This window comes from Amycolatopsis orientalis DSM 43388, from assembly GCF_000411975.1.
Classification (GTDB): Bacteria; Actinomycetota; Actinomycetes; order Mycobacteriales; family Pseudonocardiaceae; genus Amycolatopsis; species Amycolatopsis orientalis_D.
Genome location: NZ_ASXG01000109.1, coordinates 124,502 through 150,198, shown reverse-complemented (window position 1 = coordinate 150,198; position 25,697 = coordinate 124,502). Strand labels below are relative to the sequence as shown.

Here is a 25,697-nt window from a genome sequence, read left to right as displayed (position 1 = left end):
GGCTTGGCCGCCTGCGGGCCCGGCTTCGCGGCCGGGGCCTGCTGCTGCGGCGCGGGCGCCGGAGCGGCGCTCTGCTGCTGCGGCGCGGCCGGCTTCGGGGCCGGGCGCGGTCCCGGCGTGGGGCCGGGCTTCTTCCCGCCCTTGGCGGGGTACGCGTCGCGGAGCCGGCGGGCGACGGGCGCCTCGACGGTGGACGACGCGGACTTCACGAACTCGCCCTGCTCCTTCAGCTTGGCGAGAACTTCTTTGCTGGTGATGCCGAGCTCCTTAGCGAGCTCGTGTACGCGGGCCTTGCCTGGCACAGCTCTCCTCATCTAGGGGAGGCCAGGCGGAAGACCCGCTGACCTCGTCCTTATCGTCGCGCGTTCATGGCTTCAGCTTCACGGCTGACTCATGACGGGTCGACCTGCTTCCTTGTTTCTCGCGACCCCGGGGGTGTCCCGGCGTCGTTGTCCGCGGCGAACGCCGCGTGGTCGTGCAGCCCCGCGGCGTCGAGCGCGCCCTGGACCCGGAGGGCCCTCGGGAACGCCCGCTTCCGCTCGGCTTTGGCCAGGCAGTCCGGCCCCGGGTGCAGCCACGCACCCCGGCCCGGCAGCCGCCGACGTTCGTCGACGACCAGCCGCCCGTCCGCCGCGACCACGCGCAGCAGTTCGCCGGTCAAGTCCCGTTTCCGGCAGCCGACACACGTGCGCACCGGCGAGTGCCGGTGACGCTGGAGGTCGGGGGTGTCCCCAGTAGCCCTTCGCGGGTCTTGAACCGTTGTCGAGTCTAGCGCCTGCACCTTCAGTCGGCCGAACCGGTTGCCGCGGCGGGCCGCGCCTGGCCGGCGTGGTGTTGCTCACCCTCCCCGGCGCCGGCCGGACCGGCGGGCTCCGCGGGGGCCGCGTCGCTGCGGATGTCGATCCGCCAGCCGGTGAGCCGGGCGGCGAGGCGGGCGTTCTGGCCCTCCTTGCCGATCGCGAGCGACAGCTGGAAGTCCGGCACGACCACCCGCGCCGTCTTGGCGCGCTCGTCCACGACACGTACCGAAACAACCTTCGCGGGCGACAATGCATTCCCGACGAACTTGGCCGGGTCCTCGGACCAGTCGATGATGTCGATCTTCTCGCCGGACAGCTCGCTCATCACGTTGCGCACGCGCGCGCCCATCGGGCCGATGCAGGCGCCCTTCGCGTTGACGCCGGGGATGGTGGAGCGGACCGCGATCTTCGACCGGTGCCCGGGCTCGCGCGCGACCGCGGCGATCTCGACGGTGCCGTCGGCGATCTCCGGGACCTCCAGCGCGAACAGCTTGCGCACCAGGTTCGGGTGCGAGCGCGACAGCATGATCTGCGGGCCGCGGCTGCTGCGCGAAACGCCGAACACGAACGCCTTGATCCGCGTGCCGTGCTCGTAGGACTCCCCCGCGACCTGCTCGGCCTGCGGCAGCACGCCCTCGGTGTCGCCGACCTGGATCACGACCATGCCGCGGGCGTTCGCGCGCGCGTCGCGCTGGACCACGCCGGCCACGATCTCGCCCTCCTTCGCGGAGAACTCGCCGTAGGTCTTCTCGTGCTCGGCGTCGCGCAGCCGCTGCAGGATGACCTGGCGCGCGGTGGTGGCGGCGATCCGGCCGAAGCCCTCGGGCGTGTCGTCCCATTCCTCGTCGACCTCGCCGTCGGCGGTGAGGGTGTGCGCGAGGACGCGGACGAGGCCGGTCTTGCGGTCGATGTCGATGCGGGCGTGCGGCTGGTGGCCCTCGGTGTGCTTGTACGCGGTGAGCAGCGCGGTCTCGATGGCCTCGATGACCGTGTCGAAGGGGATGTCCTTGTCCCGTTCGATCGCCCGCAGCGCGGCGATGTCCACGTTCACTTCGACTCCTCCTTCTTCTCGTTCTCGTCCGCGGTCAGCTGCTTGAGTTCCTCGGCGGGCGGTTGCTTGAACTCGACTTCCACCACGGCCTTCGCGACGGACTGGTAGGACACGTCCTTGATCCGGCCGTCGGCGAGCACGCGCACGCTCTTCTCGCCGGCGTGCCCGACGCGGCCGAGGTAGGCCGGGCCCTCGACGGGCGTGATCTTGACGAGGCGGAACCGGGCGCGCCGCCAGTGCCGCCGCTGGGTGAGCGGCCGGTCGAGGCCCGGCGAGGTGACCTCGAGGGTGTAGGCGCTCGCCAGCACGTGCTCGTTCTCGTCGAGGGCGGCCGAGACGGTGCGGCTGACCTCGGCGACCTCGTCCAGCCCGACGCCGTCGTCGGAGTCGACGACCACCTTCACCAGCTGTCGCCTTCCGGCTTGCTGCACCTCGAGCGAGTCGAGGTCGAAACCCGCGGTCGTGACGGCTTCGGCCACGATCGGCTCCAGCCGGCTGGCGAGTTCGTTGGGCACGTGGAGCACTCCTGTTCGGCCGTCGTGACGCGGGCTGGTCACGGCTGTGGTCGGTGAAGGTCAAGCTTATCCTGCGCCCCCGCGAAGACGCGCGAGCGGCGGCGCACCCGGGGGGCCTGGCAGGATGGGCCGACGTGACCGCAGACCTCTCCCGGCGCGCCGTGCTGCGTCTGGGCGCACTGAGCGCCACTGTCGCCGCGGCTGTGCCGCTCGCCGCCTGCTCGGGCGGCTACGACGACGCCCCCGACCCCCTCGCCCCGCTGCTGGCGACGGCCGACGCGGACGCCGCCGCGGCCCGGAAGCTGCCCGCCGGCGGCGACGCGGCCGGCCAGGTCGCCGACGCCAGAGCCGCGCAGGCGGCCGCGCTGAAGGCCGAGGTGGACCGGCTGAACCGGCCCAAGCAGGCGGTGAACGTCCCGCCCGCGCCCGCCGATCTGGCCGGGTTCAAGGACCGGCTGGCGGCCGCGCGCAAGCAGGCCGAGGACCTGGTGCCCGCGCTGCCCGGCTACCGGGCCGGGCTCGTCGCGTCGGTGGCCGCCGGGTGCGCCGGGCTGCAGCGGGTCGCGCCGGAACTCGGTCCGGGGGCGGACGCGAAGACGGTGGCCGCGCCGTCGTCGGTGCCGAAGGAAGCGGTGGACTCGCTGCAGAAGGCGCTCGCGGCCGAGCACGCGGCACTGTGGGTGTACGGGCTGGTGACGGCGTTCCTTCCGGGTGATTTCGGGGACGCCGTGAAGGCGGGGCGCGCGGAGCACACCGCTCGCCGGGACGCGGTCACGCAGATGATCACTTCGGCTTCGGCGACGCCGGTGGCCCCTGAAGCCGCGTACGTGCCGCCCAAGCCGGTTACCGACACTGCTTCGGCTGCTGCGCTGGTGGCCAGCGCGGAAGCGGACACGGCAGCGGCCTGGCATGCGGTGCTGACGCATACCGACGATTCGGGGCTGCGCGGAATGGCCTTGCAGGCGCTGATCGCCGCGGCGCGGCGCGGGATGCCCTGGCGGCAGGAGGCGGGGCAGAAGCCCGCGGCGGTGGCGTTGCCTGGGCAGCCGTCGTAGGGCGTCGGCAAGGAGCAGCAGCCGCCGTTGCCTCCCCGGCAGCTCACGCAGCAAAAACGCGCAGGCCGGGCGGTACCGGCCTGCGCGTTCGAAGACGACGTCAGCGGAGCTTGCCGGACAGCTTCAACGCGTTCTTCGCGATCCGGGTGAGCAGCGGCTTGTCGTGGTGGCCGTAGTAGAAGTCGGTCAGCACGATGGTCACCTCGGCTCCGTCGGCCTTCGATTGGTACTCGGCCTGGTCGCCGCTGAGCTTCGGAGCGTCGGTGTCGTGGAAGGTGCCGTCGCGGACCAGGTCGCTCACGTTGCCGGTGCCGTCCTGGTCGGTGAGCTGTTTCAGCTCGGTCGCCTTCGCCGCGTCCGGCATCGTCACCAGCACGACCGACACCAGTGCCTTCGCGTCGCCGGACTGCACCGTGTACAGCGCCCGGGCCACGGACTGGCACGGGTTGTCCTGGAAGAACTTCTTGGCGCCCGAGTAGGCGTTGGCCGCGCAGTCGGTCGCCTTGACCGGGCCTTCGGCGAGTTTGTAGTCGAAGGCGGGCTTCGCCGTGGTCGCCGGGGCTTCGGCGACCGGCTGCTCCGGCGTGCTGTCGTGCCGGATCAGGTACCAGACGAGCCCGGCCACGACGGCGATCGCCACGAGCCCGGCGCCGCGCAGCAGCAGGGCGCGGTTGCGCGACGGCCCGGGCGGCGGCGGGCCCGGGTGCGCGGGCACGGCCGGGATCGGGGCCGTGTCCGACGGACCGGGAGTGCCGGGGGCGCCGGGGGTGAAGTGCGGATGGGACACGCGAACACCGTAGTTCACCGTCCCGGCGCCGCCGACCCAGCCGTTCAGCCCGCCTTCGCGCCCAGGGCGGCGAGCACGCGTTCGACGTCGTCAGGGCCGTTGTAGAGGTGGAAACCGACCCGGATCCGGCCGTTGCGGACGCTCGCGACGATCCCGGCTTCGGCGATCCGCGCCGGATCGGCTTCCAGCGCCACGATCGCGCTCCCCTGCGGCTCCAGTCCGGCGGCGGCGCGCAGCGAATCGGCCAGTCCGGCGTTGTGGTCGCGCACCGCGGCGAGGTCGACTGACTCCAAGTAGCCGAACGCTTCCGCTGCGCCGACATGCGAGAGCCACACCGGCGAGAGGTCGAACCCGCGCGCGTTTCCGGCCAGGCGCAGCGGCATTCCGTAGACCGAGGACCACGGATCGTCGCCGGCGTACCAGTTCGCGGCGACCGGGCGGGTCCGCTCGTGCGCCCGCGGATGCACGGCGAGCCAGGCGCAGCCGCGCGGCGAGAACAGCCATTTGTAGCCCGCGCAGACGACCCAGTCCGCCCACGCGACGTCCAGCGGAAGCCAGCCGGCGGCCTGCGTGACGTCGATCAGGACCGGCACGTCCGCGGCTTCGGAGGCGGCTCGCAGCGCGGCGGTGTCGAGAAGGGCGCCGTCGGCGGACTGCGCGAGGCTGACCGCGACGAGGTCGTGGCCTTCGACGTGCTGCGCCAGCTTGGCGAGCGGCGCTTCGGTGACGTTCGCCCGCTGCGCGAACGGGAACGTGACGCTGGTGAATTCGTTCTCGGCGACCAGCACGCGGGCGTCCGGGGCCAGCCCGGCGGCGACGTTCGCCGCCAGCTGGGACACCGACGCGCCGATCGCCACCCGATCCGCCGGGACGCCGACGAGCCGCGCGAATCCGGCGCGGGAACGGGACACCGGCTCGTCGAAGTCCGACGGGGTGTCCTGCCCGGTGCGCCACCGGCCGACCGCGGCCTCGACCGCTTCGGCGACAGGCGCTGGCGGGATCCCGATGCTGGGGGTGTTGAGGTATCCGGCGGGGACGGCGAAGTCGGTGGTTCCTCCGAAGATCATGTCCGCCAGGTTACGGGAGCAACGCCGTGATTTCCCCGTACGACGGCGGTTTCACCGGCAGCTCGGTCTCCTCCCGGACTGAGTCCACTGTGGCCAGTGCGGCGGAAAGCGCTACCCGGTAAGGGGTTGAGCCGAGACTGACCCGCGCTACGCCGAGGGAAGCCAATTCGGAGAAAGTGGCCTTCCCGGGAAGATGCAGGAGGTTCACCGGCACGTCGACCGCTTCGACCAGCTCCGCCACGTCCGCGGGATCGTGCAGGCCGGGGACGAAAACGCAGTCGGCGCCGGCGTCGGCATACGCGCGGACCCGGGTGATCGCGTCCGCGACCGGGCCGGTGCCGAGCCAGTGGGTGTCGGTGCGGGCGTTGAGGAACATGCCCGGGACTCGTTCGCGCACCTTGGCGAGCAGGGCGGCCTGGACGACGATGGGCGCGAGGGTGTCGCCTCGGCCGTCTTCCAGGTTGACGCCGACAACACCGGCGTCGGCGAGTTCCGCGACGAGATCGGCCACTTCGCCCGGGTCCGCGCTGAACCCGTCCGCGAGGTCGACGCTGACCAGGATGTCCAGCGGAGCCAGCGATTTCGCCAGCGCGACGGTCGCGGCGCGGGATTCCGGGGCGCCGTCGGCGAGCCCGGCGGCCGCCGAGACGCCGAGGCTGGTCGTGCCGACCGCCGGATGACCCGCGCCGGCGAGCGCGGCGGCGAAGCCGAACTCCCAGACGTTCGGCAGCAACAGCGGACGGCCGGGTACGTGCAGCGCGGCGAAGGAAGTCATGTCCGCCACGGTACGAGGTCCACCCTTCGGCCGCGGCCGAACCGTCGGCCAGCCCCCTCGGCTGGCCGGCGGCTCCGCCTCTGGAGCCGGAGAGTCGCGTCAGCCGCCGGAACCGCCGGAGAACGCCGCGATCCGTGCCGCGCGCCGGCCCGCCACCGCCTTGCGCAGCGCCGGGACCACGGGACCGGCGAGGCTCTCCAGTTCCTTCAACCGGTCAGCGTGGCGCCGCGCCTCCGAACGGGACATCCCGGCACCGGACGCCGCGGCGTGGGCGGCCAGCGCTGCGGTTGAAGCGTCCACATCGGACAGCGGTGCGGTCAGAGCATGGTCGAGTTCCGCATGCGCGTCCCGGACCCGCGCCGGGTCGGAAGGACGGAAAACCTTGCGCCGCAAGATCGAGCTGCTCCCCTCTTCGAGCAGACCCGCTGCGGAGAGTTGCGTTTCCAGCGACTGCAGCGCGTCGTTCTTGCCGCGGCGCAGCAGCGCCCGCCAAGACGCTGGGCTGTGCGCGCGGAGTTCGGCGAGCAGGTTGTCGAGCAGGAGGTCGCCGGTCGGGGCGGCGCTGGTCGGTTCGGCGTGGCCGTGTTGGTCGCGGAGGTTGCCGCGCAGCACCAGGTCGGTGATCGCGGCGGCGCGGACCAGCAGGGCCGCGTGCGAACGGCGGGAGATCGGGCCGCCGTCCGGGGCGCAGGCGAGGAAATACGCTCGCACGGGCAAGGAATCGCTCATTGTTTCTTCACCTCTGGCCAGATCGTTTCCCAGGATTGCTTCCGCCCGGTGTACAGCCACATCAGTCCGGGCACCAGTTCAGTCACCGAAGAGAAGTACGGGCGCAGCAACGCCGGATCGAAGCCCGCGAAAAGCACGTTCCGCGCGGAATCCGGCGGCCGGCCGAAGTACCAGTATCCTCGGTGTCCACTGTAGACATTCTGAATCCCGTAGCGCGGGCCGTAGTACTCGACGGCCGCGGCGAACGGGTAGATTTCTCCGTACACGACGGTTTCCCGGCGCACTGATGCAGGCAGCGACTGATACGTCTGCCCGACGCCGTCCGCCACCTGCTGCTGCGCGGTTTCCCCGGCCGCGAACACGGTGCCGAGCGGGAACGGCCCGAACGACGTGGCTTTCATCGACGCGGGCCACACCGGAAGCCCGGCAACGGTGACCGCGGCCGAAAGCGCGAACGCGATTCCGGCCGGAATCTTCGACCAGCGCACCAGATTCCGCCGGGAAAGCTCTGTCGCGGCGGCGGCGAACGGCAGCGAATACAGGCTCAGCACATAGTACGACCGCCCGTGCGTCGCGAGGATCACCGCCACGACCAGCAGCAACGCCACCGCGAGGTACCGGTACGGCGCCAGGTCCGGCGAGCGGAACAACCGCCACATTCCGTAGAGCAGTGCCAGCACGCCGATTCCCATTCCCGCGCCGAGCAAACCGTCGCGCGCGAAGGTGAGGTAGCCGGGGAATTCGGCGGCCACGACTTCGCCCATCCGGGTGTAGGCCCAGTCGTGCGTGGCTTGCCAGAGAAACGTCGGCAGCGTAGCCACGACGGCGATCAGCGCGCCCAGCCACAGTTTCGGCCGGGACACCAGCCGGCGCGGCCCGAGGACCAGCGCGGACACCAGTACCGCCCCCCACAGCGCGGGGATCAGGAATTTCGTCTGCAGCGACACCGCGGTGACCACCCCGGCCCAGATGAGCAGGCCGTCGCGCCGGGTCCGGGTCCAGCGCACGAGCAGGAACACCACAAGCGTCCAGAAGAACGGGTCCAGCGCGTACGTGGCGACCCAGTGGCTGACGATCATCAATCCGGAAGTCGCGTACGCCCCGGCCGCCATCACCTGCGCGCCGCGTCCGCCCCCGAGTTCACGGGCGGTCAGCGCGGTCACGATCACCCCGGCGCCGGCCGCGAGCGCCATCGGCAGCCGCAGCGCGACCAGCGAACCGGGGAACCACCGGTCGAGGGTGCCGGCCAGCAGCGGGACGAGCGGCGGCTGGTCGAAATACCCCCAGGTCAGATGATCTCGACCGGCCACGAGGAAGTACAGCTCGTCGAATCCGTGCGCGTACCGGGTGCTCGTCGCCACCAGCAGCGCGACGGCGGCCGCCGCGACCGCCAGCACCGGCAGCCGCGCGAACCGCGGGACTCCTTCGCTCGTCATGGCACCGAGTCCACCGCGCCGAGCGGATGCGGCATAAGCGTGTTCAGTAGCGATTCGCCGCGACGAAAGTGGATCGCGTCCGCCTCGCCCGCAACTTTCGGCGGTAGCCCGCCACCCGAGCGGTGCGAATCCGGCGCGGCCGGGCGCCCGACCGGATACCGTGGCCCGGTGACCAGCACGCGCCGCCCCTGGCCGCGGTCGACCGACTGGCTCTGGCTGGGCGGCGCCGCACTGGTATTCGCCTGCCTCGACTTCGGGCTTTTCCTCGCCGCCGGACCGACCACCGGTTTTCTCGGGCCATACGCGACGCTCGTGCTGGAACTCGTCTGCGACGCGTCCCTGCTTCTTCTGGCGCGCTTCCCGAACGGCGTCGCGGGGCTGCTGATCGTGGCCTCGCTGGCGATGCTGGCGTCCGATCTCTTCTCCCCCGGCCTGCTCGTGCCGACCCGCCAGCCGACGCTGATGACCGTCCCCACGATCACGCCGATCGTGCTGGCGCAGCTCGTCCGGCAGCTGGACCGGCGGCGCGTGCTGTGGATCGCCGGATTCCTGGCTCTGCTGGCGACCCGGCCGTGGAACCCGGCGTGGAACACGACGCCGTTCGGGCTGCTGAGCACCGCGCTTCCGGTCGCGATCGCGCTGTACTTCGAGGCGCGGCGGCAGTTGCTGAGTTCCTTGCGCGACCGCGCCGAGCGCGCGGAACGCGAACAGCATTTGCTCGCCGAGCAGGCGCTGGCGGCGGAGCGGCGGCGGCTGGCGAGCGAGATGCACGACGTCGTCACGCATCGGTTGAGCCTGATGGTGCTGCACGCGGGCGCGCTCGGCGTGACGTCGCCGGATCCGGCGGTGAAATCGGCCGCCGAGGACATCCGGCGCGAGGGGGCGCACGCGCTGGACGAGCTGCGCGATCTGGTCGGCGTGCTGCGGAACGGCACCGGAATCGAGCCGCCGGTGCCGGATCCGCCGCTGCCCGGCGAGGTGGCGGATCTGGTCGCCGAATCGGCGGCGGTCGGGATCGCCACCGAGCTGTCGGTGTCCGGAGACCGGACGTCGGTGTCGCCGACCGTCGCGCGCACCGCGTACCGCGTGGTGCAGGAAGCGCTGACCAACATCCGCAAGCACGCGCCGGGCTGCTCGGCGACAGTTTCGGTGCGCTACCACCCGGGAGGACTGGACGTGGCCGTCGTCAACACGCGCGCCACCCGGCCGCCGGACAAGGCGCTCGCCGGCAGCGGCTCCGGCGCGGGCCTGAGCGGCCTGCGCCAGCGGGTCGAACTCGTCGGCGGGACCTTCGAGGCGGGCCCCGCTCCCGGCGGCGGGTTCAAGATCGGTGCGATACTGCCCGCCTACGTCCCGACCACGGAAGGTGCTGCCCGGTGATCACGGTCGTGGTGGCCGACGATGAGCCGATGGTGTGCGCGCACTTGCGCACGATCCTCGGTTCGGCCGGCGACATCGAGGTAGTCGGCCAGGCGCGGGACGGTGCGGAGGCGGTCGAGCAGGTGGTCCGGCACCGGCCCGCGGTGGTGCTGATGGACCTGCGGATGCCCGGCGTGGACGGGCTGGCCGCGATCGAGCGGATCTGCGCGCTGCCGGAACCGCCCGCGGTCGTGGCGCTGACGACGTTCGACGCGGACACCTACGTCATCCGCGCCCTCCGCGCGGGCGCGGCCGGGTTTCTGGTGAAGTCGACGCCGCCGGAGGACCTGATCGGCCTGGTGCGCGTGGCCGCGGACGGGCACACCGTACTGTCGCCCTCGGCCGCGCGCCGGTTGGTCGCGCTGTCGTCGGACGGCCACCGCCGCGACGACGAGGCCCGCCGCCGGACCGCCGGGTTGACCGACCGGGAGCGGGAAGTGCTGGCCTGCCTGGGCGAAGGACTGTCCAATGCGGACATCGCCGGACGGCTGCACCTGGCGGAGGCGACGGTGAAGAGCTATGTGTCGCGGATGCTGGTGAAGCTCGGCTGCGCGAACCGGACGCAGGCCGGGCTGCTGGCGCACGAAGCCGGGCTCGTCGGCCGTTAGGTCAGTTCAGCAGCGAGCCGAGCCGCTGCGCTGACGCCACCACCAACCGGCCCAGTTCGTCCGGATCCGGAGCCTCGAACAACGACAACCCGATCGCCGTGCCCGGGGTGTCGCGGCCGGCCGGCACCACCGCGGAAATCCCGGTGATCCCCGGCGCGATCTCCCCCACCGACACCGCGTAGCCGCGTGCCCGGGCGCGGGTGATCTCCTCGCGTTCGCCTTCCACCGGCGGCTCCGCCGAGAGCAGCGCGAGCCCGGCGGAGCCGCGGCCGATCGGGTCCAGCTGGCCGCTGCGGAACGACACGTGCATCCGCGCCTGCCGCGGTTCCACGATCATCAGCATCCGCACCTGCTCGGCGTTTTCGCGGACCACCAGGTGCGCCGACGCGCGGCCGGCGTCCGAAAGCTCCTCCAGCACCGGGCGCGCGAGCGTGCGCAGATCCTGCTCCACCGGTTCGGCCAGCCGCACGAGACCGGCGCCGAGCGAGATCCGCTTGAACCGGTCGCGGCGGCAGAGATGGTGCGCCTCGAGGGTGCGCACCAGCCGGTGCGCGACGGTGCGGTGCACGCCGATCCCCTCGGCGATCTCGGTCATCGTGAGCCCCTGCGGATGCTCCACCAGCAGCTCCAGCACCTGAAGCCCGTGGCTCAGCGTCTTCGACGTCCCCGATTCGGACACACGACTCCCTTGACGACAGCTTGTCCGGCGACCTACTGTTCCCTACATATCGCACGGTGCGTGCGAATATAGCACGTTTGCCGCTCCAGGCAACTCCCCGCGGATCGAGGTTCCGGACATGAGCGAAGTCCCCGTCGAGGACGTGCTGGCGGTGCATCAGCTCTACGGCCGCCAGAGTCACGCCATCGACTCCGGGCAGGCCGCGCGCTGGGCCGCCACGTTCACCGAGGACGGGGAGTTCGTCTCGCCCAGCTACCCGGAACCCGCCGTGGGCACGGCCGCGCTGACCGCGTTCGCCGAGCGGTTCCACGCCGGATGCGTCGAGTCCGGCGAACGGCTGCGGCACGTGGTGTCCACAGTGGAAGTCCGATCCGGACAGTCCGGGGACGCCGTGCGAGCGCTGGCTTATCTGCAGATCGTCGGGACCCCGGCAGGCGGTTCCCCGCGCCTGCACCGGCTCACCGTGCTGGACGACGAACTCGTGCGCACCGCCGGCGGCTGGCGCGTGCGCCGCCGCACCGTGCACCGCGAGCCCTGACCACGTCGTGAGTGTTCATGCCGGTTCTAACCGGCATGAACACTCACGAGACCCACCCACCCTCACCTAGGAGCCCTCCTTGCCCACCCCGATCAATGCCCTCGCCCCCACCGGCCCCGGCCGGGTGCTGCACCAGCCCGCGACCGCGCGCTACCCGGAGATGCCGGGCAAGGTCGCCGTGGTCACCGGCGCGGCCCGCGGGATGGGCGCGCGGTTCGCCGCCGGTCTCGCCACCCGCGGGGTGCACGTGGTGGGCGGCGATCTCGACGCCGCCGCGATGACCGCCACCGCCGACGAGCTGACCGCCGCGCTGGCCGCCGAGTCCCTTGAGGACAAACCGGGCCGGATCGTCGCGTCCGCCTTGGACGTCACCCGCGCCGAGGACCACGTCGCGCTCGCCCAGCGCGCGATGGACGAGTTCGGCCGCATCGACTTCTGGGTCAACAACGCCGGGATCTTCCCGTACGCCGAGGTCCCGGACATCACGCCGGAGCAGATCCGCTCGACGCTGTCGGTGAACGTCGAGGGCGTGCTGTTCGGCGCGCAGGCCGCGGCCGCGCGGATGGAACCGGGCAGCGCGATCGTCAACATGGCGTCGGTGTCCGCGGTCCGCGTGCGCAAGGGCCGCGCGGCGTATTGCAGTTCGAAGGCCGCGGTCGCGCACCTCACCGAATCGCTCGCGGTGGAACTCGGCGACCAGGGCATCCGGGTCAACGCCATCGCCCCGGGCTACATCGACACCGAAATGACGCGCTGGATCCAGGACGACGCGCCCGCGCTGGCGAAGGCCCTCGACGCGGTGCCGCTGCACCGGATCGGCTCGCCGGAAGAGGTGTGCGGCGTGCTGCTGTTCCTGCTCTCGGACAGCTCGCGGTACGTGACCGGGCACAGCCTCGCGGTCGACGGCGGCTCGCGGCATGTCTGACGCCACCGAAGCCGTGCGTTACCCGGACGTCGTGCTCGTGACGGGCGCGGCGAACGGGATGGGCGCACAGCACGCCCGCGCGCTCGGCGAACGCGGCGTGCACGTCTGCGTCGCGGATTTCGCCGGTGCGGACGCAATCGCCGACGAGATCCGCGCGGCGGGCGGCGCGGCGACACCGTACCCGATCGACGTGGTCGAACCAGCACAGTGGACTCGCGTGCTCGACCGGATCCGCGCCGAGCACGGTTCGCTCGGCGGGCTCGTGAACAATGCTGGAATCTCGCGGCGGCTGGAATTCCTGGACACCACGGCCGAGGTCTGGGACCGCGTGCTCGCGGTGAACCTTTCCGGGCCGTTCCACGGGATGCGCGCGGCCGCGCCGCTGATGCGCGATTCGGGCGGCGGTTCGATCGTGAACATCTCGTCGATCTCCGGCCAGATCGGCTACTTCTCCCCCGCCTATTCGGCGAGCAAATGGGGGCTGACCGGACTGTCGAAGTCCGCCGCGGGCAATTTCGCGAAGTGGCGGATCCGGGTCAACTCCGTCCACCCCGGACTGGTCGACACCGGACTGCTGGCCGGAGCGGACGCGTTCGTCAAGTCCGCTGTGGACAGTGTGCCCGCCGGGCGGATGGCCGATCCGAAGGAAATCACCGACGCGGTGCTGTTCCTGCTGTCGGACCGGTCCAGCTACCTGACCGGAAGCGAGGTCACCGTGGACGGCGGCCTGGTTTCGAACGGTCTCTACCACCGCATTCTCGCCGAAACCGGAGGTGATCTCGGATGAGCGTCGACGCCGACGTCGTGGTGATCGGCGGGGGCGGCGCAGGACTGGCCGCCGCCGTGTCCGCGGCCGAACACGGCGCCTCGGCAATGCTGTTCGAGTCGGAGAAGGAACTCGGCGGCTCGACCCAGCTGTCCGCGGGCATGCTCACCGCGGCCGGCACGAGCGTCCAGCGCGCGCTGGGCATCGAGGACACGCCGGACCGGTTCTTCCAGCACTACCTCGACCTCAACCAGTGGCGGCTGAAACCCGGACTGCTCAAGACGTTCTGCCGCGAGGCCGGTCCGGCCGTCGAATGGCTGATCGGGCTCGGCGCGGAAATCCCGGCGAAGGTGTCGCACGACGCGCACACGCCGGGCCTGACCCGCGCGGGCGTCGAGGACGTCTGGCGCGGGCACGTGCCGAAGGACCAGGGTTACGGCCTGGTCCAGGTCCTCGACCGCGCGCGCCGTCGCGTCGGCGCCGAGGCAGTGCTGAACACTCGGGTCGAACGGCTGCTCGTGGCGGACGGCCGGGTCGCCGGCGTGGTCGCGGACGGCATCGAGGTGCGCGCGAATTCGGTGATCGTGACCAGCGGCGGATTCGCCCAGGACCCGGCACTGCGCTCGCGGTACTACCCGGACGCGGACGCGGCGGGCGAGGATCTGTTCGTCGTCGCCGCGCCCGGCTCCCGAGGCGACCACTTCGCCTTCGGCGAGCAGGTGTCCGCCTCGATCACCGGCGAAGGCTGGGGTTTGCTGCTGCCGACCGTGTATTTCCAGCGCCTGCACCACTGGCAGTCCGGCTTCCCGCCGCGCTCGCGCGTGCTGGTGAACGCGCACGGCCGCCGGTTCATGGACGAGGACGCCTCCTACGCGGTGTCCAGCGGCATCATCTCCGCGCAGGACGGTCCAGTGTGGATGGTCTTCGACGACCGAGCGCGCCGCGACCTCCCGCCGGGCTACGCGCACTGGAACGCCGAACACGTCCTGTCCGAAGCGGACACGGGCCGCACTCTCCGGGCCGACACTTTGGAGGAACTAGCGGGCAAGATGAACGTACCCGCCGACGCTCTCCAGGCCACTGTGGACAGATGGAACACCCAGCTGCCCACCGGCGAGGACCCGGATTTCCTGCGGCACGAAACGCTGTCCGCCAAGGGTGCGGCGGAACCGCCCGCGAAGATCGCCACCGCGCCGTTCTTCGCCGCCCGCACGCTGCCCGCCGAACTGGTATGCACGCATGCCGGGCTGGAGATCGACTCCAACGCCGCCGTGCTCGACGTCCGCGGCAACCGCGTGCCGGGGTTGTTCGCCGCGGGCGAGGCCGGCGCCGGAGTGCTCGGCTTCCGCTACGTCGGCGGCGGCAACGCGGTCGCCAACGCCGTCACCATGGGCCGCATCGCCGGCCGCTCCGCCGCTGCCTGATCCCACCGACTTGCCGATCCGGCCAAAAGCAGGCCGCCCCCGTGCTCGGGACGCGACCGTTGCCGCGAAGCCATTCGGCCGTGGCTGCGGCTGGATGGGCACCGATCAACCCAGTACTGCTCACCGTCGAGGAGAACCCCATGCCCGTCCCCGCCGCAGCCGCCGCCACGGCGGACTCGCCGCTGGCCAGACGAACCGTCCGCAAGGTCGGCGTCCGCGTCATGCCGATCGTCCTGCTGCTCTACATCTTCAACTACATGGACCGGGCGAACATCGGCTACGCCCAGCTCGGCATGGCCAAAGAGCTCGCCGTCACGGCCGCGACCTTCGGCGTCGCGTCGGCGATCTTCTTCCTCGCCTACGTGGTGTTCGAGGTCCCCAGCAACATGATCATGAAGAAGGTCGGGGCCAGGCTGTGGCTCAGCCGGATCGCGGTCAGCTGGGGCATCGTGACCGTGCTGACCGGGTTCGTCGCGAGCGTGACGCACCTGATGATCGCGCGGATCCTGCTCGGCGTCGCCGAGGCCGGCCTGTTCCCCGGGCTGCTGCTGTACCTGACCTTCTGGTTCCGCGGCAAGGAGCGCGGCCGGGCCATCGCGACGCTCGCGCTCGCGCAGCCGATCGCGCTGATCCTCGGCAGCCTGTTCGGCGGCTGGATCCTCGACCACGTGCACTGGTTCGGGATGAGCAGCTGGCAGTGGGTCTTCATCCTGCAGGGCGCGCCCGCGGTGCTGATCGGCCTGCTGACCTTCTTCTGTCTGCCGAACAAGCCCGCCGACGCGAAGTTCCTGACCGCCGAGGAAAGCTCCTGGCTGCAGGCCGAGATCGACCGCGAGTACGTGCCGGAGGAGAAGGAGACGTTCCTCGGCCAGCTGCGCGCGGTGCGTGACGGCAAGGTGCTGCTGCTGGCGATTTCCAACCTCTTCATCGCCTGTGGGCTGTACGGGCTCACGTTCTTCCTGCCGCTGATCGTGAAGCAGCTCGACCCGAAGTACTCCTCGACCAACATCGGCCTGCTCGGCGCGATCCCGTACGTGGTCGGCGCGATCGGCATGCTGCTGCTGGCCCGCAACTCCGACCGCACCGGCGAGCGCAAGGGCCATGTGATCGGCACCGTGCTGGTGGCGGCGCTCGGGTTCTTCGGCGCGATGCAGTTCAAGACCGTGCCGGCGTTGTCGCTGGTCAGCCTCTCGCTGGCGGCCATCGGCGTGCTCGGCTACCTCGCCCCGTACTGGGCGATGGCCGCGCGGGTGCTGTCGAAGGAGCACACGGCGGTCGGCCTGGCCGCGATCAACTCGATCGCCGCGCTCGGCGGGTTCTTCGGCCCGTACGCGATCGGGCTCGCGGCCACCGAAAGCGACGTGACGGTCGGGCTGTACTTCCCGATCGGCTGCCTGGTCGTCGCCGCGGCGATGCTGGCGTTCCTGAAGGTGCCGCGCGACGCGGGGGCCCGCGCCAAGAAGTAGTTTCGAGTTTGACTATCCCGGCGGCGCGGGTACCGTGCAGTCCATGCAGGACTCCGCCGCGCCGCCGGACCCGGACTCGCTCGACTTCTGGTCGTTCATCGCGCTGGCCAACCGCAGGCTGTCCGAGGAATTCGGCTTCCGCCACCAGCTCGCGACCGAGGTGCTGCTGACGCTGAACCGGGCGTCGAACCTGGTCACCTACGACCTCGAAGCCGCCGTGCACCGGCCGCGCGGGCGGTCGTGGTCGGCGTTCCGGGTGCTGTTCGTGGTGTGGCTGGCCGGGCCGCTCGAACCGTCGGCGGCCGCGCGGCTGGCCGGGATGAGCCGGGCGGCGGTGTCGAATCTGGCGAAAACCCTGGTCAGCGACGGTTTGCTGACCCGGACGCCGGGCGAGACGGACGGCCGTTCGGTGCGGCTGTCGCTCACCGAGGCCGGGCACGCCGAGATGCTCGAGGTGTTCGAGGCGCAGAACGAACGCGAGGCCGGATGGGTCGAGGTGCTCACCGAGGCCGAGCAGCGCGTGCTGGTGATGCTGCTGGACAAGCTCATCTCCGGCCGGGCCGGGTTCGCGACCCGGCGCTGACCCCTTTCCCCAGCCCAGCAGGTGGACTAGGCTGACCGGAAAGTAGTACATACTTTGATTACTTCGCGCCGAGGAGGCGACCCATGGCCTACTACCGCAGCGCGGGCAGCATCCCGCCTAAGCGGCACACCCAGCACCGCACGCCCGAAGGCGGGCTCTACTCCGAGGAGCTGATGGGCGAAGAGGGCTTCTCCTCCGACTCGTCGCTGCTCTACCACCGCGGCATCCCGTCCGCGATCGTCGACGCGACCCCGTGGGAACTGCCGGACCAGACCCTCACCGAGAACCGGCCGCTCAAGCCGCTGCACCTCAAGCTGCACACGCTGTTCCCGGGCGAAGAATGGAAGAGCGCGGACGTCGTGAACAACCGCCGGCTCGTCCTCGGCAACGGCGACGTGCGGATCTCCTACGTCGCCGCCGGCGAGGCTTCTCCGCTGTACCGCAACGCGATCGGCGACGAATGCGTGTACGTCGAGTCCGGCGAAGCGGTCGTGGAGACGGTGTTCGGCGCGCTGCCCGCCCGCACCGGCGACTACGTCGTCCTTCCCCGCGCCACCACGCACCGCTGGGTGCCGAAGGGCTCGGAACCGTTGCGCGCCTATGTGATCGAGGCGAACTCGCACATCGCGCCGCCGAAGCGCTACCTGTCGCGCTACGGCCAATTGCTGGAGCACGCGCCCTACTGCGAGCGCGACCTGCACGGGCCGGCCGAACCGCTGGTCGTCGAAGGCACCGACGTCGAGGTGCTGGTGAAGCACCGCGGCTCGCGCGGCATCGTCGGCACGCGCTACGTGTACCCGACGCACCCGTTCGACGTGGTGGGCTGGGACGGCTGCCTCTACCCGTACACGTTCAACATCTCCGACTTCGAGCCCATCACCGGCCGCGTGCACCAGCCGCCGCCCGTGCACCAGGTGTTCGAGGGCACCAACTTCGTCATCTGCAATTTCGTGCCGCGCAAGGTGGACTATCACCCGCTGTCGATCCCGGTGCCGTACTACCACTCCAATGTGGACTCCGACGAGGTGATGTTCTACTGCGGCGGGAACTACGAGGCGCGCAAGGGTTCCGGCATCGGCCAGGGCTCGATCAGCCTGCACCCCGGCGGGCACAGCCACGGCCCGCAGCCGGGCGCGGTGGAACGCTCGATCGGCGTGGAGTTCTTCGACGAGCTGGCGGTCATGGTGGACACGTTCCGCCCGCTGGAGATCGGCGAGGGCGGCCACGCGAGCGACGACCCCGGCTACGCCTGGACCTGGGCAGGACGGGGATCGCAGTCGTGACCGACGCACTGACCCGCGGCCTGCTGGACGACGCGGCGGTCTTCCCGCCCGGCCTCGCGCCGCTGCCGGACGCCGTCGCCGCGCACGACCGGCACGCCCGCGCCGAGTACGCCGCCATGGTCGGCCCGTTGGTGGTCGCCGCGTCCGGCTTGGCGGAACTCGCCGAAGTCGTTGCCGGCCGGGAAACGCCGCTGCCGCTCACCGTGACGCTGCCTGCCGGACCGAGCGGGATCGCCGACGTGCTCAAAGCCGTCGACGGCCTGCCGGTGTCGGTCGAATCGCTGGAAATCGCGGTGCCGCAAGGGATGAGCGTCGCCGAGTTCCTGTCCGCAGTGGACGGTTGCCCGGTTCCGGTCGCGGTGGAGATTCCGCGCGACGAACGCCGGGTTCCGTTGCTGCAGGCGCTTTCCGGCACTCCGTACAAGGCGAAGTTCCGCACTGGCGGCACATCGGCCGAGTACTATCCGGACGAAGCCGAACTCGCCGCCGCGATCCGCGCGGCCGCCGAGGCGGGCGTGCCGTTCAAGGCGACCGCGGGGCTGCACCACGCGATCCGCAACACCGACCCCGAGACGGGCTTCGAACAGCACGGCTTCCTGAATCTCCTGCTCGCCGCCGAGGCGGTCGACCGCGGTGCCGGGGACGAGGAAGTCGTTGCGCTGCTTGCCGAACGCGACGCCACCGCGGTGGCCGACCGGATCCGTGCGCTGCCCCCGGAACGGCTGGCCGCGGCCCGTGCGCGGTTCACCTCGTTCGGCACCTGCAGCATCACCGACCCGCTCACCGAACTGACGAACCTAGGCCTGATCGGAGCCCCCGCATGACCGTGCTCGACATCCCCGCCGGCTCCCCTTTCGGCGTCGAAAACCTGCCGTACGGCGTGTTCTCGGCAGGCGACGGCAGTCCCCGAGTGGGCGTGCGCGTGGGCGAGCACGTGCTGGACCTGTCGATCGCGCTCGGCGACGAGGTCTTCGCCGAACCGACGCTGAACGCCTTCATGGCGCAGGGGTACGACCGCTGGGTCGAGGTCCGCACGCGGCTGCAGCCGCTGGTGACCGGCGAGGTGCCCGCCGAAGCCGTGCACGCGGTCGCCGACGTCCAGTTGCACCTGCCCGTTGAAGTCGCCGATTACGTGGACTTCTACGCCTCGGAACACCACGCGTCGAACGTCGGCCGCCTGTTCCGCCCGGACGCGGAACCGTTGCTGCCCAACTGGAAACACCTCCCGGTCGGCTACCACGGCCGCTCCGGCACGGTGTACGTGTCCGGCACCGACGTGGTGCGCCCGAGCGGCCAGCGCAAGGGCGAGGACGGCCCGGTGTTCGGCCCGAGCGTCCGCCTGGACATCGAAGCGGAACTGGGCTTCGTCGTCGGCGCGGGCACTCCGGCCAACACCCCGATCCCGCCGGACGACTTCCCTCGCCACGTGTTCGGCGCGGTCCTGCTGAACGACTGGTCCGCCCGCGACATCCAGGCCTGGGAGTACGTGCCGCTGGGCCCGAACCTGGGCAAAAGCTTCGCGACGTCGATCTCGCCGTGGGTGGTCCCGATCCTGGCGCTGGAGGGGGCCCGGGTGCCGCTGCCCGGCCAGACCTCGCCGGAACCGCTGCCCTACCTGCGGGAAACGTCGCCGTGGGGGTTGGACATCACCCTGTCCGTGGAGTGGAACGGCCAGGAGGTGGCCCGCCCGCCGTACCGCGAGATGTACTGGTCTCCGGCGCAGATGCTGGCGCACCTGACCGTCAACGGAGCCTCCGCCCGCACCGGAGACCTCTACGGCTCCGGCACGATCTCCGGACCGGAACCGACCGAACGCGGCTCGTTCCTGGAACTCTCCTGGGGCGGCCGGGATCCCTTGACCGTCAACGGCGAATCCCGCACCTTCCTGCAAGACGGGGACGAGGTCGCGATCACCGGCGAGGCCACCACGAGCAGCGGCGCGAAACTGGGCTTCGGCGAGGTCCGGGGCCGCATTCTTCCCGCACAGTAGGCCGCCCCGACGTCCGTGAGGGGGTCCTTGAGGGAATCTGATTCCCTCAAGGACCCCCTCACGACCTTCTAGCGCTCCGCGCACCCGCCGCCGACGCACCCACCCAGCCACGGTTCGCCACCACCAACCCGCAGCCGGTGCACCCACCCCACCAAGCACCCACACCACCCCCGCACCCCGATACGAAGCCAAAAATGCGGTCTGGGGGTGCTTGTCAAGGCATCTTCCCCGCCTTGACAAGCACCCCCAGACCGCCATCACAATGGGCTTCGGGGTGCCCCACGCCGCTCACCCGGGCGCGATGTCGCCCGCCAGGGCGACGAGCCGCCCGCCAACCCAGGCCTACCCCGCGACCGGCGCCCCAGTCTTCTCCCGCACCTCGTCCAGAGAAACCCCAGGCGCAAGCTCCACCAGCTTCAACCCGTCGTCCGTCACATCCAGCACCGCCAAATTGGTGATGATCCGGTTCACCACTCCGGCCCCGGTCAACGGCAGCGTGCATTTCTCGACGATCTTGGGCGTCCCGTCCTTGGCGGTGTGATCGGTAATGATCACCACCCGACGAGCCCCGGCGACCAGATCCATCGCCCCGCCCATCCCCTTGACCAACGCCCCGGGCACCGTCCAGTTGGCCAAATCCCCGTTGGCCCCCACCTGCAACGCCCCGAGCAACGCCAGGTCGATGTGCCCGCCGCGAATCATCGCGAACGACTCCGCGGAATCGAACAGACTGGCCCCCGGCTGCAACGTGACCGTCTGCTTGCCGGCGTTCACCAGGTCGGGATCTTTCTCGCCCTCCCACGGAAACGGTCCCAGGCCGAGAATCCCGTTCTCGCTGTGCAGGGTCACCTGCACCCCGTCCGGAATGTGATTCGCCACCTGGGTGGGAATCCCGATCCCGAGGTTCACGTAATCGCCGTCCCGCAGCTCGCGGGCCCCGATCTTGGCCATGTCCTCTCGGGTCCAGCTCACGCCGACGCCTCCTCACGCACGCGCACAGTCCGCTTTTCGATCTGCTTTTCCCGTTCGACCGCCTGGATCAGCCGCTGGACGTAAATCCCCGGCGTGATGATCCGCTCCGGGTCGAGGTACTCGTCCGAGACCTGTTCGGCCTCGGCGATCGTCACCTTGCCGCAGGTCGCGACGAGCGGGTTGAAGTTCCGCGAGGCGTAGCGGTAGATCAGGTTCCCGGCCGGGTCCGCGACGTAGGCGTGCACGAGGGAGAGATCGGCGACGATCCCCCGCTCCTGCACGTAGGTGACGCCGTCGAACTCGGCGTGCGGCTTGCCCTCGGCGATCGGCGTGCCGACGCCGGACTTGGTGTAGAACGCCGGGATCCCCGCGCCGCCGGCCCGCATCCGCTCGGCGAGCGTGCCCTGCGGCGTGAACTCGACCTCGACCGTCCCGTCGAGGTACTGCTGCGCGAACAGCTTGTTCTCTCCGACGTACGACGCGATGACCCGGCGCACCTGCCGGTTCTCGAGCAGAATGCCGAGCCCGGCCCCGTCGACTCCCATGTTGTTCGAGACGATCGTCAGATCGCGCACGCCCGAGTCCCGGACCGCCTCGATGAGGTCGTTCGGGTTCCCGGTGAGGCCGAAGCCCCCGACCGCGATCGTCAGCCCGTCCTCGAGCAGCCCGTCGAGGGCCTCCGCGGCGCTGCGGTACTTCGTCGGCACGGCATCCTCTCCAATTCGTTCGGTGAGTGGTCAGCTCCCGCATACAACCCAGCGCAGGCGAAACGGGTCAACCGACACGCCGGGATCCCCGGCAAACCTCTCGCGCACCGAACACCCGCGCCCGATGCGTTCACTGAGCGGACGTACTCTCGATCCCGTGCCCACTTCGCCTCCAGACCACGTCGTCGGACGGGTGTCCGCGGTCCTGCGCGCATTGTCCACCCACCGCGACGGAGCGTCGACCTCGCAGCTGGCGCGCCAGTGCGGCCTGGCCCGCCCGACCGTGCACCGGCTGCTCGCGTCGCTGGCCGCCGAGGGCTACGTCGACCGCGACCGGCAAAGCGGCCGCTGGTACCTGGGCCCGGAGCTGTACCTGCTCGGCGAGGCGGCGGCGCCGCGCTACGACGTGACGCAGCAGGCGCGCGCGAGCGTCCATCGGCTGGCCGCGGCCACCGGGGAAAGCGCGTTCTTCTCCGCCCGCCGCGGCAACGAGACGGTCTGCCTGCTGCGCGAGGACGGCGACTTCCCGATCCGGTCGTTCGTGCTGTACGAGGGCGCGAGGTTCCCGCTGGGCGTGGTGTCGGCGGGGCTGGTGGTGCTGTCGATGCTGCCGGACCGCGAGGTCGAGGAGTATCTGTCCACAGTGGACCTGACGGCCGAATGGGGCCCGGCGCACCGGGCCGAGGAAGTCCGCGCCCGCGTCGCGCGGACGCGGGAGGACGGGTATTCGACCAACCCCGGGTTGGTGGTCGAGGGGAGCTGGGGCATGGCGGCGGCGGTGTTCACGCCCGCCGGGGAACCGGCCTGGGCGCTGACGCTGACCGGGGTGGAATCGCGGTTCCGCGCGGAGCGGCGGGCTGAGCTGGGTGCGTTGCTGCTCAAGGAGGCGCATACGCTGACGAACCTGCTTCGGCAGCCCTCGTGAGCGTTGACGCCGGTTAGAACCGGCGCCAGCACTCACGAGGCAGTGGCGGCGTTCTCCGCGTCGTAAGCCGCGCGTGCGGCGGTCACCTGGTCCATGTGCTGGCGGGCCCAGCGGTCCAGGAGTTCCAGCGGTTCGGCGAGGTTGCGGCCCAGTTGGGTGAGTTCGTACTCGACCTTCGGCGGGATCACCGGGTACGCCGTGCGGACGAGAATGCCGTCGCGGACCAGGCTGCGCAGCGTTTGCGTGAGGACCTTCTGCGAGATGCCGTCGACGCGCTTGCCGATCTCGGTGAACCGCAGCGGGCCGTCGGTCAGCGCGCCGACGATCAGCACCGTCCACTGGTCGCCGATCCGGTCGAGCAGCTGGCGCGTCGGGCAGTCGCGGTCATACGGGTTTCCCAGCACGGCGGCCTCCTCACTCTCCGCAAGAGAGTAACACTCCACCGAGTCCGCGGGCTTTACCGAACCCGAACATTCGTCCCACACCGCTCGTACACCCGCGCGCGACGGTGGTCCTCGGGAAACACCGACACGGGAGGACGAGAACGATGCGAGGAACGAGGCGGCTGGCACTGGCGGGCTGCGGGATCGCGGCCGGACTGCTCGTGGCCGCGCCGATCGCCAGCGCCGACACGCAGGCCCCGGCTCCGGCTCCGGTCACGCTGAGCCCGCAGGAGGTGCAGCAGATGTGCACCGCCTGGGTGCCGAAACTGCGCAAACAGGCCCAGAATCTCACCAACCGGATCAACGGCGGGCCGGAGGTTTCCGGGTCGGTCGCGAATCTCAAGGCGCGCGCGAACGACGCCCGCGCCAAGGGCCGCACCGCGCAGGCGGACCGGCTGCAGAAGCGGGCGGACAAGCGGCAGAGCCGGATCGGGGAGCTGGCGAACGCGACCAAGCAGCTCGACGCGTTCGCCGCGGCGCACTGTCAGGCGCCGAAGTGAAGCGGCTGATCGCGCTCGCCGCCGCGGCGGCCGTCGTCGGGCTCGGCTGCGTCGCGTGCGACAACGGTTCGGCGCCGTCGACGGGGGCGACACCGGACGGCGATCTGAGCAGCATCCAGTCCACGCTGGACTCGATCCAGTCCGACATGGCGGGCGACGGGCAGCGGTGACCCGCGTACCGTTTCCCCCGACGTAGCCGGCCGGAGGAACGGGAGCCCGCATGGGGTCAGCTGGCCGCGGTCTCGTCCTCGTCGTGGAGGACGAGACCGCGATCGCCGAACTCGCCGCGCTGTACCTGCGGCGCGACGGATTCGGGGTGGAAGTCGAGCCGGACGGCGCGAAGGCGCTCGGGGCGATCCGCCGGTTGCGGCCGGTGGCCGTGGTGCTCGACATCGGACTGTCCGGAATGGACGGCATCGAGATCTGCCGGGCGCTGCGCGCGGCGGGCGACTGGACGCCGGTGCTGTTCGTGACCGCCCGCGACGACGAGCTGGACCGCTTGCTGGGCCTCGAAATCGGCGCGGACGACTACCTCACCAAACCATTCAGCCCCCGCGAACTGGCCGCCCGCGTGCGGACGGTGCTGCGCCGCGCGGCCGGCAGTCCGGCCACGACACTCGCTTGCGGCGGCGTGCGCGTCGACGTGCCGGGCCGCCGGGTGTGGGCGGGCCAGGACGAGGTCACGCTCACCTCCACCGAATTCGACCTGCTCGCGTACCTGCTGCGCCACCCCGGTCAGGTGCTGTCGCGCGATCAGCTGCTCAGCGCGGTCTGGGGGTACGCCGCCGCGGCCGGGACCCGCACGGTGGACGTGCATGTCGCGCAGCTGCGGGCGAAACTCGGGCCCGACAGTCCAATCCGGACAGTACGGGGCATCGGCTACGCGGCGGACGCCGGATGAAAACGACGCTCGCGCTCCGGATCACCGTGGTGTGCCTGGCGGTCGCCGGGATCGCGGTGCTCGTGGCCGGGCTGGTCGCGTCCCGGCTGGTCCGCACTACCGCCGATTCGGTGCTGCAGCAGTCGTTGCGGGACCAGGCCGACGTCGTCGCCGGGCAGCTCGACGGCGCCGGGATCGGCAACCGGCTCGCGATCGGCAAGGTGGCCGCGGTCGTGCGGGGACAGGGCATCGAGGTCGTCGTGCACCGGGTCAGCGGCCAGAATTCCGGGCAGGCGACCGCGGTGCGCGCGGCGGAGCGGGCCGGGCTCGAGTCCGGACAGGACCGTTCGGCGCGGGTGACGATCGGCAACGTCGACTACCTCGTGGAAGTGCGCCCGGTCGGCCCGCAAGCCGCGTTCGCGCTCGTGCAACCGGTGCGCAGCGCCGAGTCCACGCAACACGCGCTGCTGCGAAACATTCTTCTGGCGCTCGGCATCGGGCTCGTGGTCGCCGCGATCGCCGGATACGTCTCCGGACGGCTGCTCGGGCGCCCGCTTCGCCGCGCGGCCGCCGCGGCGGGCAGTCTCCGCGCGGGGCGGCGCGACGTGCGGGTGCCGGTCGAAGGCCCAGCCGAAGTCGCACAGGTCGCGGGCTCGCTGAACGAACTCGCCGACGCGCTGGCCCGCAGCGAAGCCCGGCAACGCGAATTCCTGCTGTCGGTGTCGCACGAACTTCGCACCCCGCTGACCGCGGTGACCGGTTTCGCCGAGGCGATCGCCGACGGAGTCGCCAAAGGCCCGGACGCCCGCCGCGCCGGCGAGACGATCCACCGCGAGGCTCAGCGCCTGGAACGGCTCGTGTCCGACCTGCTGGAGCTAGCCCGCCTCGGAGCCGACGAATTCCAGCTCGACCTGGGCGCCGTCGACTTCGCCGCGCTGGTCCGGGACTGCGCGGAGGTGTGGCAGCTCCGCTGCGCCCGCGCGGACGTCCCGCTGACCGTGCAGTCTCCCCCGGGAACCGCCCTGGTCACCGCCGACGCCCGGCGGCTGCACCAGGTCGTGGACGGCCTGGCGGAGAACGCTCTGCGCGTCACGCCCGCGGGCGCGCCGATGGTGTTCGCCCTGGCGGTCGCGGACGGCCACGCCCGCCTTTCGGTCCGGGACGGCGGCCCGGGGCTCGCACCGGAGGACTATCCGGTGGCTTTCGAACGCGGCGTGCTCAACGCCCGGTATCGAGACAGCCGTCCGGTCGGGTCCGGCATCGGGCTCGCGCTGGCGCACGGACTGGTGACCCGGATGGGCGGAACACTGACGGCCGGCCCGGCACCGGAGGGCGGGGCGGCGTTCACGATCACGTTCCCGCTGGCGTGAACCG

30 protein-coding genes are annotated in these 25,697 nt (G+C 71.2%); 17 read left to right on the top strand and 13 right to left on the bottom strand.

Annotation, left to right across the window (positions count from 1 at the left end):
* The 4 genes from L942_RS21595 to rimP all read right to left on the bottom strand — a co-directional run.
* Window positions 1–302 (bottom strand): translation initiation factor IF-2 N-terminal domain-containing protein (locus tag L942_RS21595; protein ID WP_037363281.1); only part of this gene is annotated, 302 nt, incomplete at its 3' end.
* Window positions 303–391: 89 nt separating this feature from the next.
* On the bottom strand, window positions 392–661 hold the full coding sequence (locus L942_RS21590) for a YlxR family protein (protein ID WP_440201332.1): 270 nt from the start codon (window positions 659–661) through the stop codon (window positions 392–394).
* Window positions 662–783: 122 nt separating this feature from the next.
* Window positions 784–1,851: a transcription termination factor NusA gene (gene nusA, locus L942_RS21585; RefSeq protein ID WP_037363278.1), complete on the bottom strand. Its 1,068-nt coding sequence runs from the start codon at window positions 1,849–1,851 to the stop codon at window positions 784–786.
* A complete protein-coding gene (rimP, locus tag L942_RS21580; RefSeq protein WP_037363276.1) occupies window positions 1,848–2,366 on the bottom strand; it encodes a ribosome maturation factor RimP in 519 nt (172 codons plus the stop codon). Before rimP ends, nusA begins: the two co-directional genes overlap by 4 nt.
* Window positions 2,367–2,500: 134 nt before the next feature.
* Here rimP and L942_RS21575 point away from each other — a divergent pair, with 134 nt between their 5' ends.
* A complete protein-coding gene (locus L942_RS21575) occupies window positions 2,501–3,421 on the top strand; it encodes a ferritin-like domain-containing protein (RefSeq protein WP_037363274.1) in 921 nt (306 codons plus the stop codon).
* 100 nt (window positions 3,422–3,521) lie between these two features.
* Here L942_RS21575 and L942_RS21570 read toward each other — a convergent pair whose 3' ends face one another.
* From L942_RS21570 to L942_RS21550, 5 genes are all read right to left on the bottom strand, one after another.
* Window positions 3,522–4,208 carry a hypothetical protein gene (locus L942_RS21570; protein WP_106964971.1) on the bottom strand — a complete coding sequence of 229 codons (687 nt, stop codon included), beginning with the start codon at window positions 4,206–4,208 and terminating at the stop codon, window positions 3,522–3,524.
* 44 nt (window positions 4,209–4,252) lie between these two features.
* Window positions 4,253–5,275: an aminotransferase class V-fold PLP-dependent enzyme gene (locus L942_RS21565; protein WP_037363272.1), complete on the bottom strand. Its 1,023-nt coding sequence runs from the start codon at window positions 5,273–5,275 to the stop codon at window positions 4,253–4,255.
* A 10-nt stretch (window positions 5,276–5,285) separates the two neighbouring features.
* Complete coding sequence (locus L942_RS21560; RefSeq protein WP_037363260.1) at window positions 5,286–6,050, bottom strand: isocitrate lyase/PEP mutase family protein; 765 nt, start codon at window positions 6,048–6,050, stop codon at window positions 5,286–5,288.
* A gap of 99 nt (window positions 6,051–6,149) precedes the next feature.
* Window positions 6,150–6,779 carry a GPP34 family phosphoprotein gene (locus tag L942_RS21555; protein ID WP_037363257.1) on the bottom strand — a complete coding sequence of 210 codons (630 nt, stop codon included), beginning with the start codon at window positions 6,777–6,779 and terminating at the stop codon, window positions 6,150–6,152.
* On the bottom strand, window positions 6,776–8,215 hold the full coding sequence (locus tag L942_RS21550) for an ArnT family glycosyltransferase (RefSeq protein WP_037363254.1): 1,440 nt from the start codon (window positions 8,213–8,215) through the stop codon (window positions 6,776–6,778). The genes L942_RS21555 and L942_RS21550 overlap by 4 nt, the downstream gene beginning before the upstream one ends.
* A gap of 168 nt (window positions 8,216–8,383) precedes the next feature.
* Here L942_RS21550 and L942_RS21545 point away from each other — a divergent pair, with 168 nt between their 5' ends.
* Both L942_RS21545 and L942_RS21540 read left to right on the top strand, forming a co-directional pair.
* Window positions 8,384–9,595, top strand: coding sequence for a sensor histidine kinase (locus tag L942_RS21545; RefSeq protein WP_037363250.1), 1,212 nt, complete (start codon window positions 8,384–8,386; stop codon window positions 9,593–9,595).
* Window positions 9,592–10,242, top strand: a complete 651-nt coding sequence (locus L942_RS21540; RefSeq protein ID WP_037363247.1) for a response regulator transcription factor — start codon at window positions 9,592–9,594, stop codon at window positions 10,240–10,242. The genes L942_RS21545 and L942_RS21540 overlap by 4 nt, the downstream gene beginning before the upstream one ends.
* A gap of 1 nt (window position 10,243) precedes the next feature.
* Here L942_RS21540 and L942_RS21535 read toward each other — a convergent pair whose 3' ends face one another.
* A complete protein-coding gene (locus L942_RS21535) occupies window positions 10,244–10,921 on the bottom strand; it encodes an IclR family transcriptional regulator (protein WP_037363244.1) in 678 nt (225 codons plus the stop codon).
* A 118-nt stretch (window positions 10,922–11,039) separates the two neighbouring features.
* Here L942_RS21535 and L942_RS21530 point away from each other — a divergent pair, with 118 nt between their 5' ends.
* From L942_RS21530 to fahA, 9 genes are all read left to right on the top strand, one after another.
* The gene (locus L942_RS21530) at window positions 11,040–11,459 is read left to right on the top strand and encodes a nuclear transport factor 2 family protein (protein ID WP_037363241.1); all 420 of its coding nucleotides are present in this window, start codon (window positions 11,040–11,042) and stop codon (window positions 11,457–11,459) included.
* Between the two features lie 79 nt (window positions 11,460–11,538).
* Entirely contained in the window at window positions 11,539–12,384 is an 846-nt protein-coding gene (locus tag L942_RS21525) for an SDR family NAD(P)-dependent oxidoreductase (protein ID WP_235079296.1), read from the top strand.
* The gene (locus L942_RS21520; protein ID WP_037363239.1) at window positions 12,377–13,171 is read left to right on the top strand and encodes an SDR family NAD(P)-dependent oxidoreductase; all 795 of its coding nucleotides are present in this window, start codon (window positions 12,377–12,379) and stop codon (window positions 13,169–13,171) included. The genes L942_RS21525 and L942_RS21520 overlap by 8 nt, the downstream gene beginning before the upstream one ends.
* Window positions 13,168–14,574, top strand: a complete 1,407-nt coding sequence (locus tag L942_RS21515; protein WP_037363236.1) for an FAD-dependent oxidoreductase — start codon at window positions 13,168–13,170, stop codon at window positions 14,572–14,574. Before L942_RS21520 ends, L942_RS21515 begins: the two co-directional genes overlap by 4 nt.
* 140 nt (window positions 14,575–14,714) lie before the next feature.
* Window positions 14,715–16,040 carry an MFS transporter gene (locus L942_RS21510; RefSeq protein WP_037363234.1) on the top strand — a complete coding sequence of 442 codons (1,326 nt, stop codon included), beginning with the start codon at window positions 14,715–14,717 and terminating at the stop codon, window positions 16,038–16,040.
* A 43-nt stretch (window positions 16,041–16,083) separates the two neighbouring features.
* Window positions 16,084–16,623, top strand: coding sequence for a MarR family winged helix-turn-helix transcriptional regulator (locus tag L942_RS21505; protein WP_037363232.1), 540 nt, complete (start codon window positions 16,084–16,086; stop codon window positions 16,621–16,623).
* Window positions 16,624–16,706: 83 nt separating this feature from the next.
* On the top strand, window positions 16,707–17,906 hold the full coding sequence (locus L942_RS21500) for a homogentisate 1,2-dioxygenase (protein ID WP_037363221.1): 1,200 nt from the start codon (window positions 16,707–16,709) through the stop codon (window positions 17,904–17,906).
* Complete coding sequence (locus tag L942_RS21495; protein WP_081655163.1) at window positions 17,873–18,730, top strand: hypothetical protein; 858 nt, start codon at window positions 17,873–17,875, stop codon at window positions 18,728–18,730. The genes L942_RS21500 and L942_RS21495 overlap by 34 nt, the downstream gene beginning before the upstream one ends.
* Window positions 18,727–19,896 (top strand): fumarylacetoacetase, encoded by a 1,170-nt coding sequence (fahA, locus tag L942_RS21490; RefSeq protein ID WP_037363216.1) that lies wholly within the window; start codon window positions 18,727–18,729, stop codon window positions 19,894–19,896. The genes L942_RS21495 and fahA overlap by 4 nt, the downstream gene beginning before the upstream one ends.
* 342 nt (window positions 19,897–20,238) lie before the next feature.
* Here the strand turns inward: fahA and L942_RS21485 are convergent, their stop codons facing one another.
* Both L942_RS21485 and L942_RS21480 read right to left on the bottom strand, forming a co-directional pair.
* Window positions 20,239–20,868 carry a CoA transferase subunit B gene (locus L942_RS21485; protein WP_081655159.1) on the bottom strand — a complete coding sequence of 210 codons (630 nt, stop codon included), beginning with the start codon at window positions 20,866–20,868 and terminating at the stop codon, window positions 20,239–20,241.
* Window positions 20,865–21,575 (bottom strand): CoA transferase subunit A, encoded by a 711-nt coding sequence (locus L942_RS21480; RefSeq protein ID WP_037363210.1) that lies wholly within the window; start codon window positions 21,573–21,575, stop codon window positions 20,865–20,867. Before L942_RS21480 ends, L942_RS21485 begins: the two co-directional genes overlap by 4 nt.
* Window positions 21,576–21,732: 157 nt before the next feature.
* On the opposite strand from L942_RS21480, the gene L942_RS21475 reads away from it, so the two are divergent.
* Entirely contained in the window at window positions 21,733–22,500 is a 768-nt protein-coding gene (locus tag L942_RS21475) for an IclR family transcriptional regulator (protein ID WP_037363207.1), read from the top strand.
* A gap of 32 nt (window positions 22,501–22,532) precedes the next feature.
* Here the strand turns inward: L942_RS21475 and L942_RS21470 are convergent, their stop codons facing one another.
* Window positions 22,533–22,904 (bottom strand): winged helix-turn-helix transcriptional regulator, encoded by a 372-nt coding sequence (locus L942_RS21470; protein WP_106964970.1) that lies wholly within the window; start codon window positions 22,902–22,904, stop codon window positions 22,533–22,535.
* Window positions 22,905–23,047: 143 nt separating this feature from the next.
* Here L942_RS21470 and L942_RS21465 point away from each other — a divergent pair, with 143 nt between their 5' ends.
* From L942_RS21465 to L942_RS21455, 4 genes are read left to right on the top strand one after another with little or no spacing between them, the layout of a single operon-like run.
* Window positions 23,048–23,443, top strand: coding sequence for a hypothetical protein (locus L942_RS21465; RefSeq protein WP_037363205.1), 396 nt, complete (start codon window positions 23,048–23,050; stop codon window positions 23,441–23,443).
* Window positions 23,440–23,613, top strand: coding sequence for a hypothetical protein (locus tag L942_RS44955; RefSeq protein WP_200862875.1), 174 nt, complete (start codon window positions 23,440–23,442; stop codon window positions 23,611–23,613). Before L942_RS21465 ends, L942_RS44955 begins: the two co-directional genes overlap by 4 nt.
* 50 nt (window positions 23,614–23,663) lie before the next feature.
* Window positions 23,664–24,344, top strand: a complete 681-nt coding sequence (locus L942_RS21460; RefSeq protein WP_037363200.1) for a response regulator transcription factor — start codon at window positions 23,664–23,666, stop codon at window positions 24,342–24,344.
* On the top strand, window positions 24,341–25,693 hold the full coding sequence (locus tag L942_RS21455) for a sensor histidine kinase (RefSeq protein WP_037363198.1): 1,353 nt from the start codon (window positions 24,341–24,343) through the stop codon (window positions 25,691–25,693). Before L942_RS21460 ends, L942_RS21455 begins: the two co-directional genes overlap by 4 nt.
* Window positions 25,694–25,697: the final 4 nt, after the last annotated feature.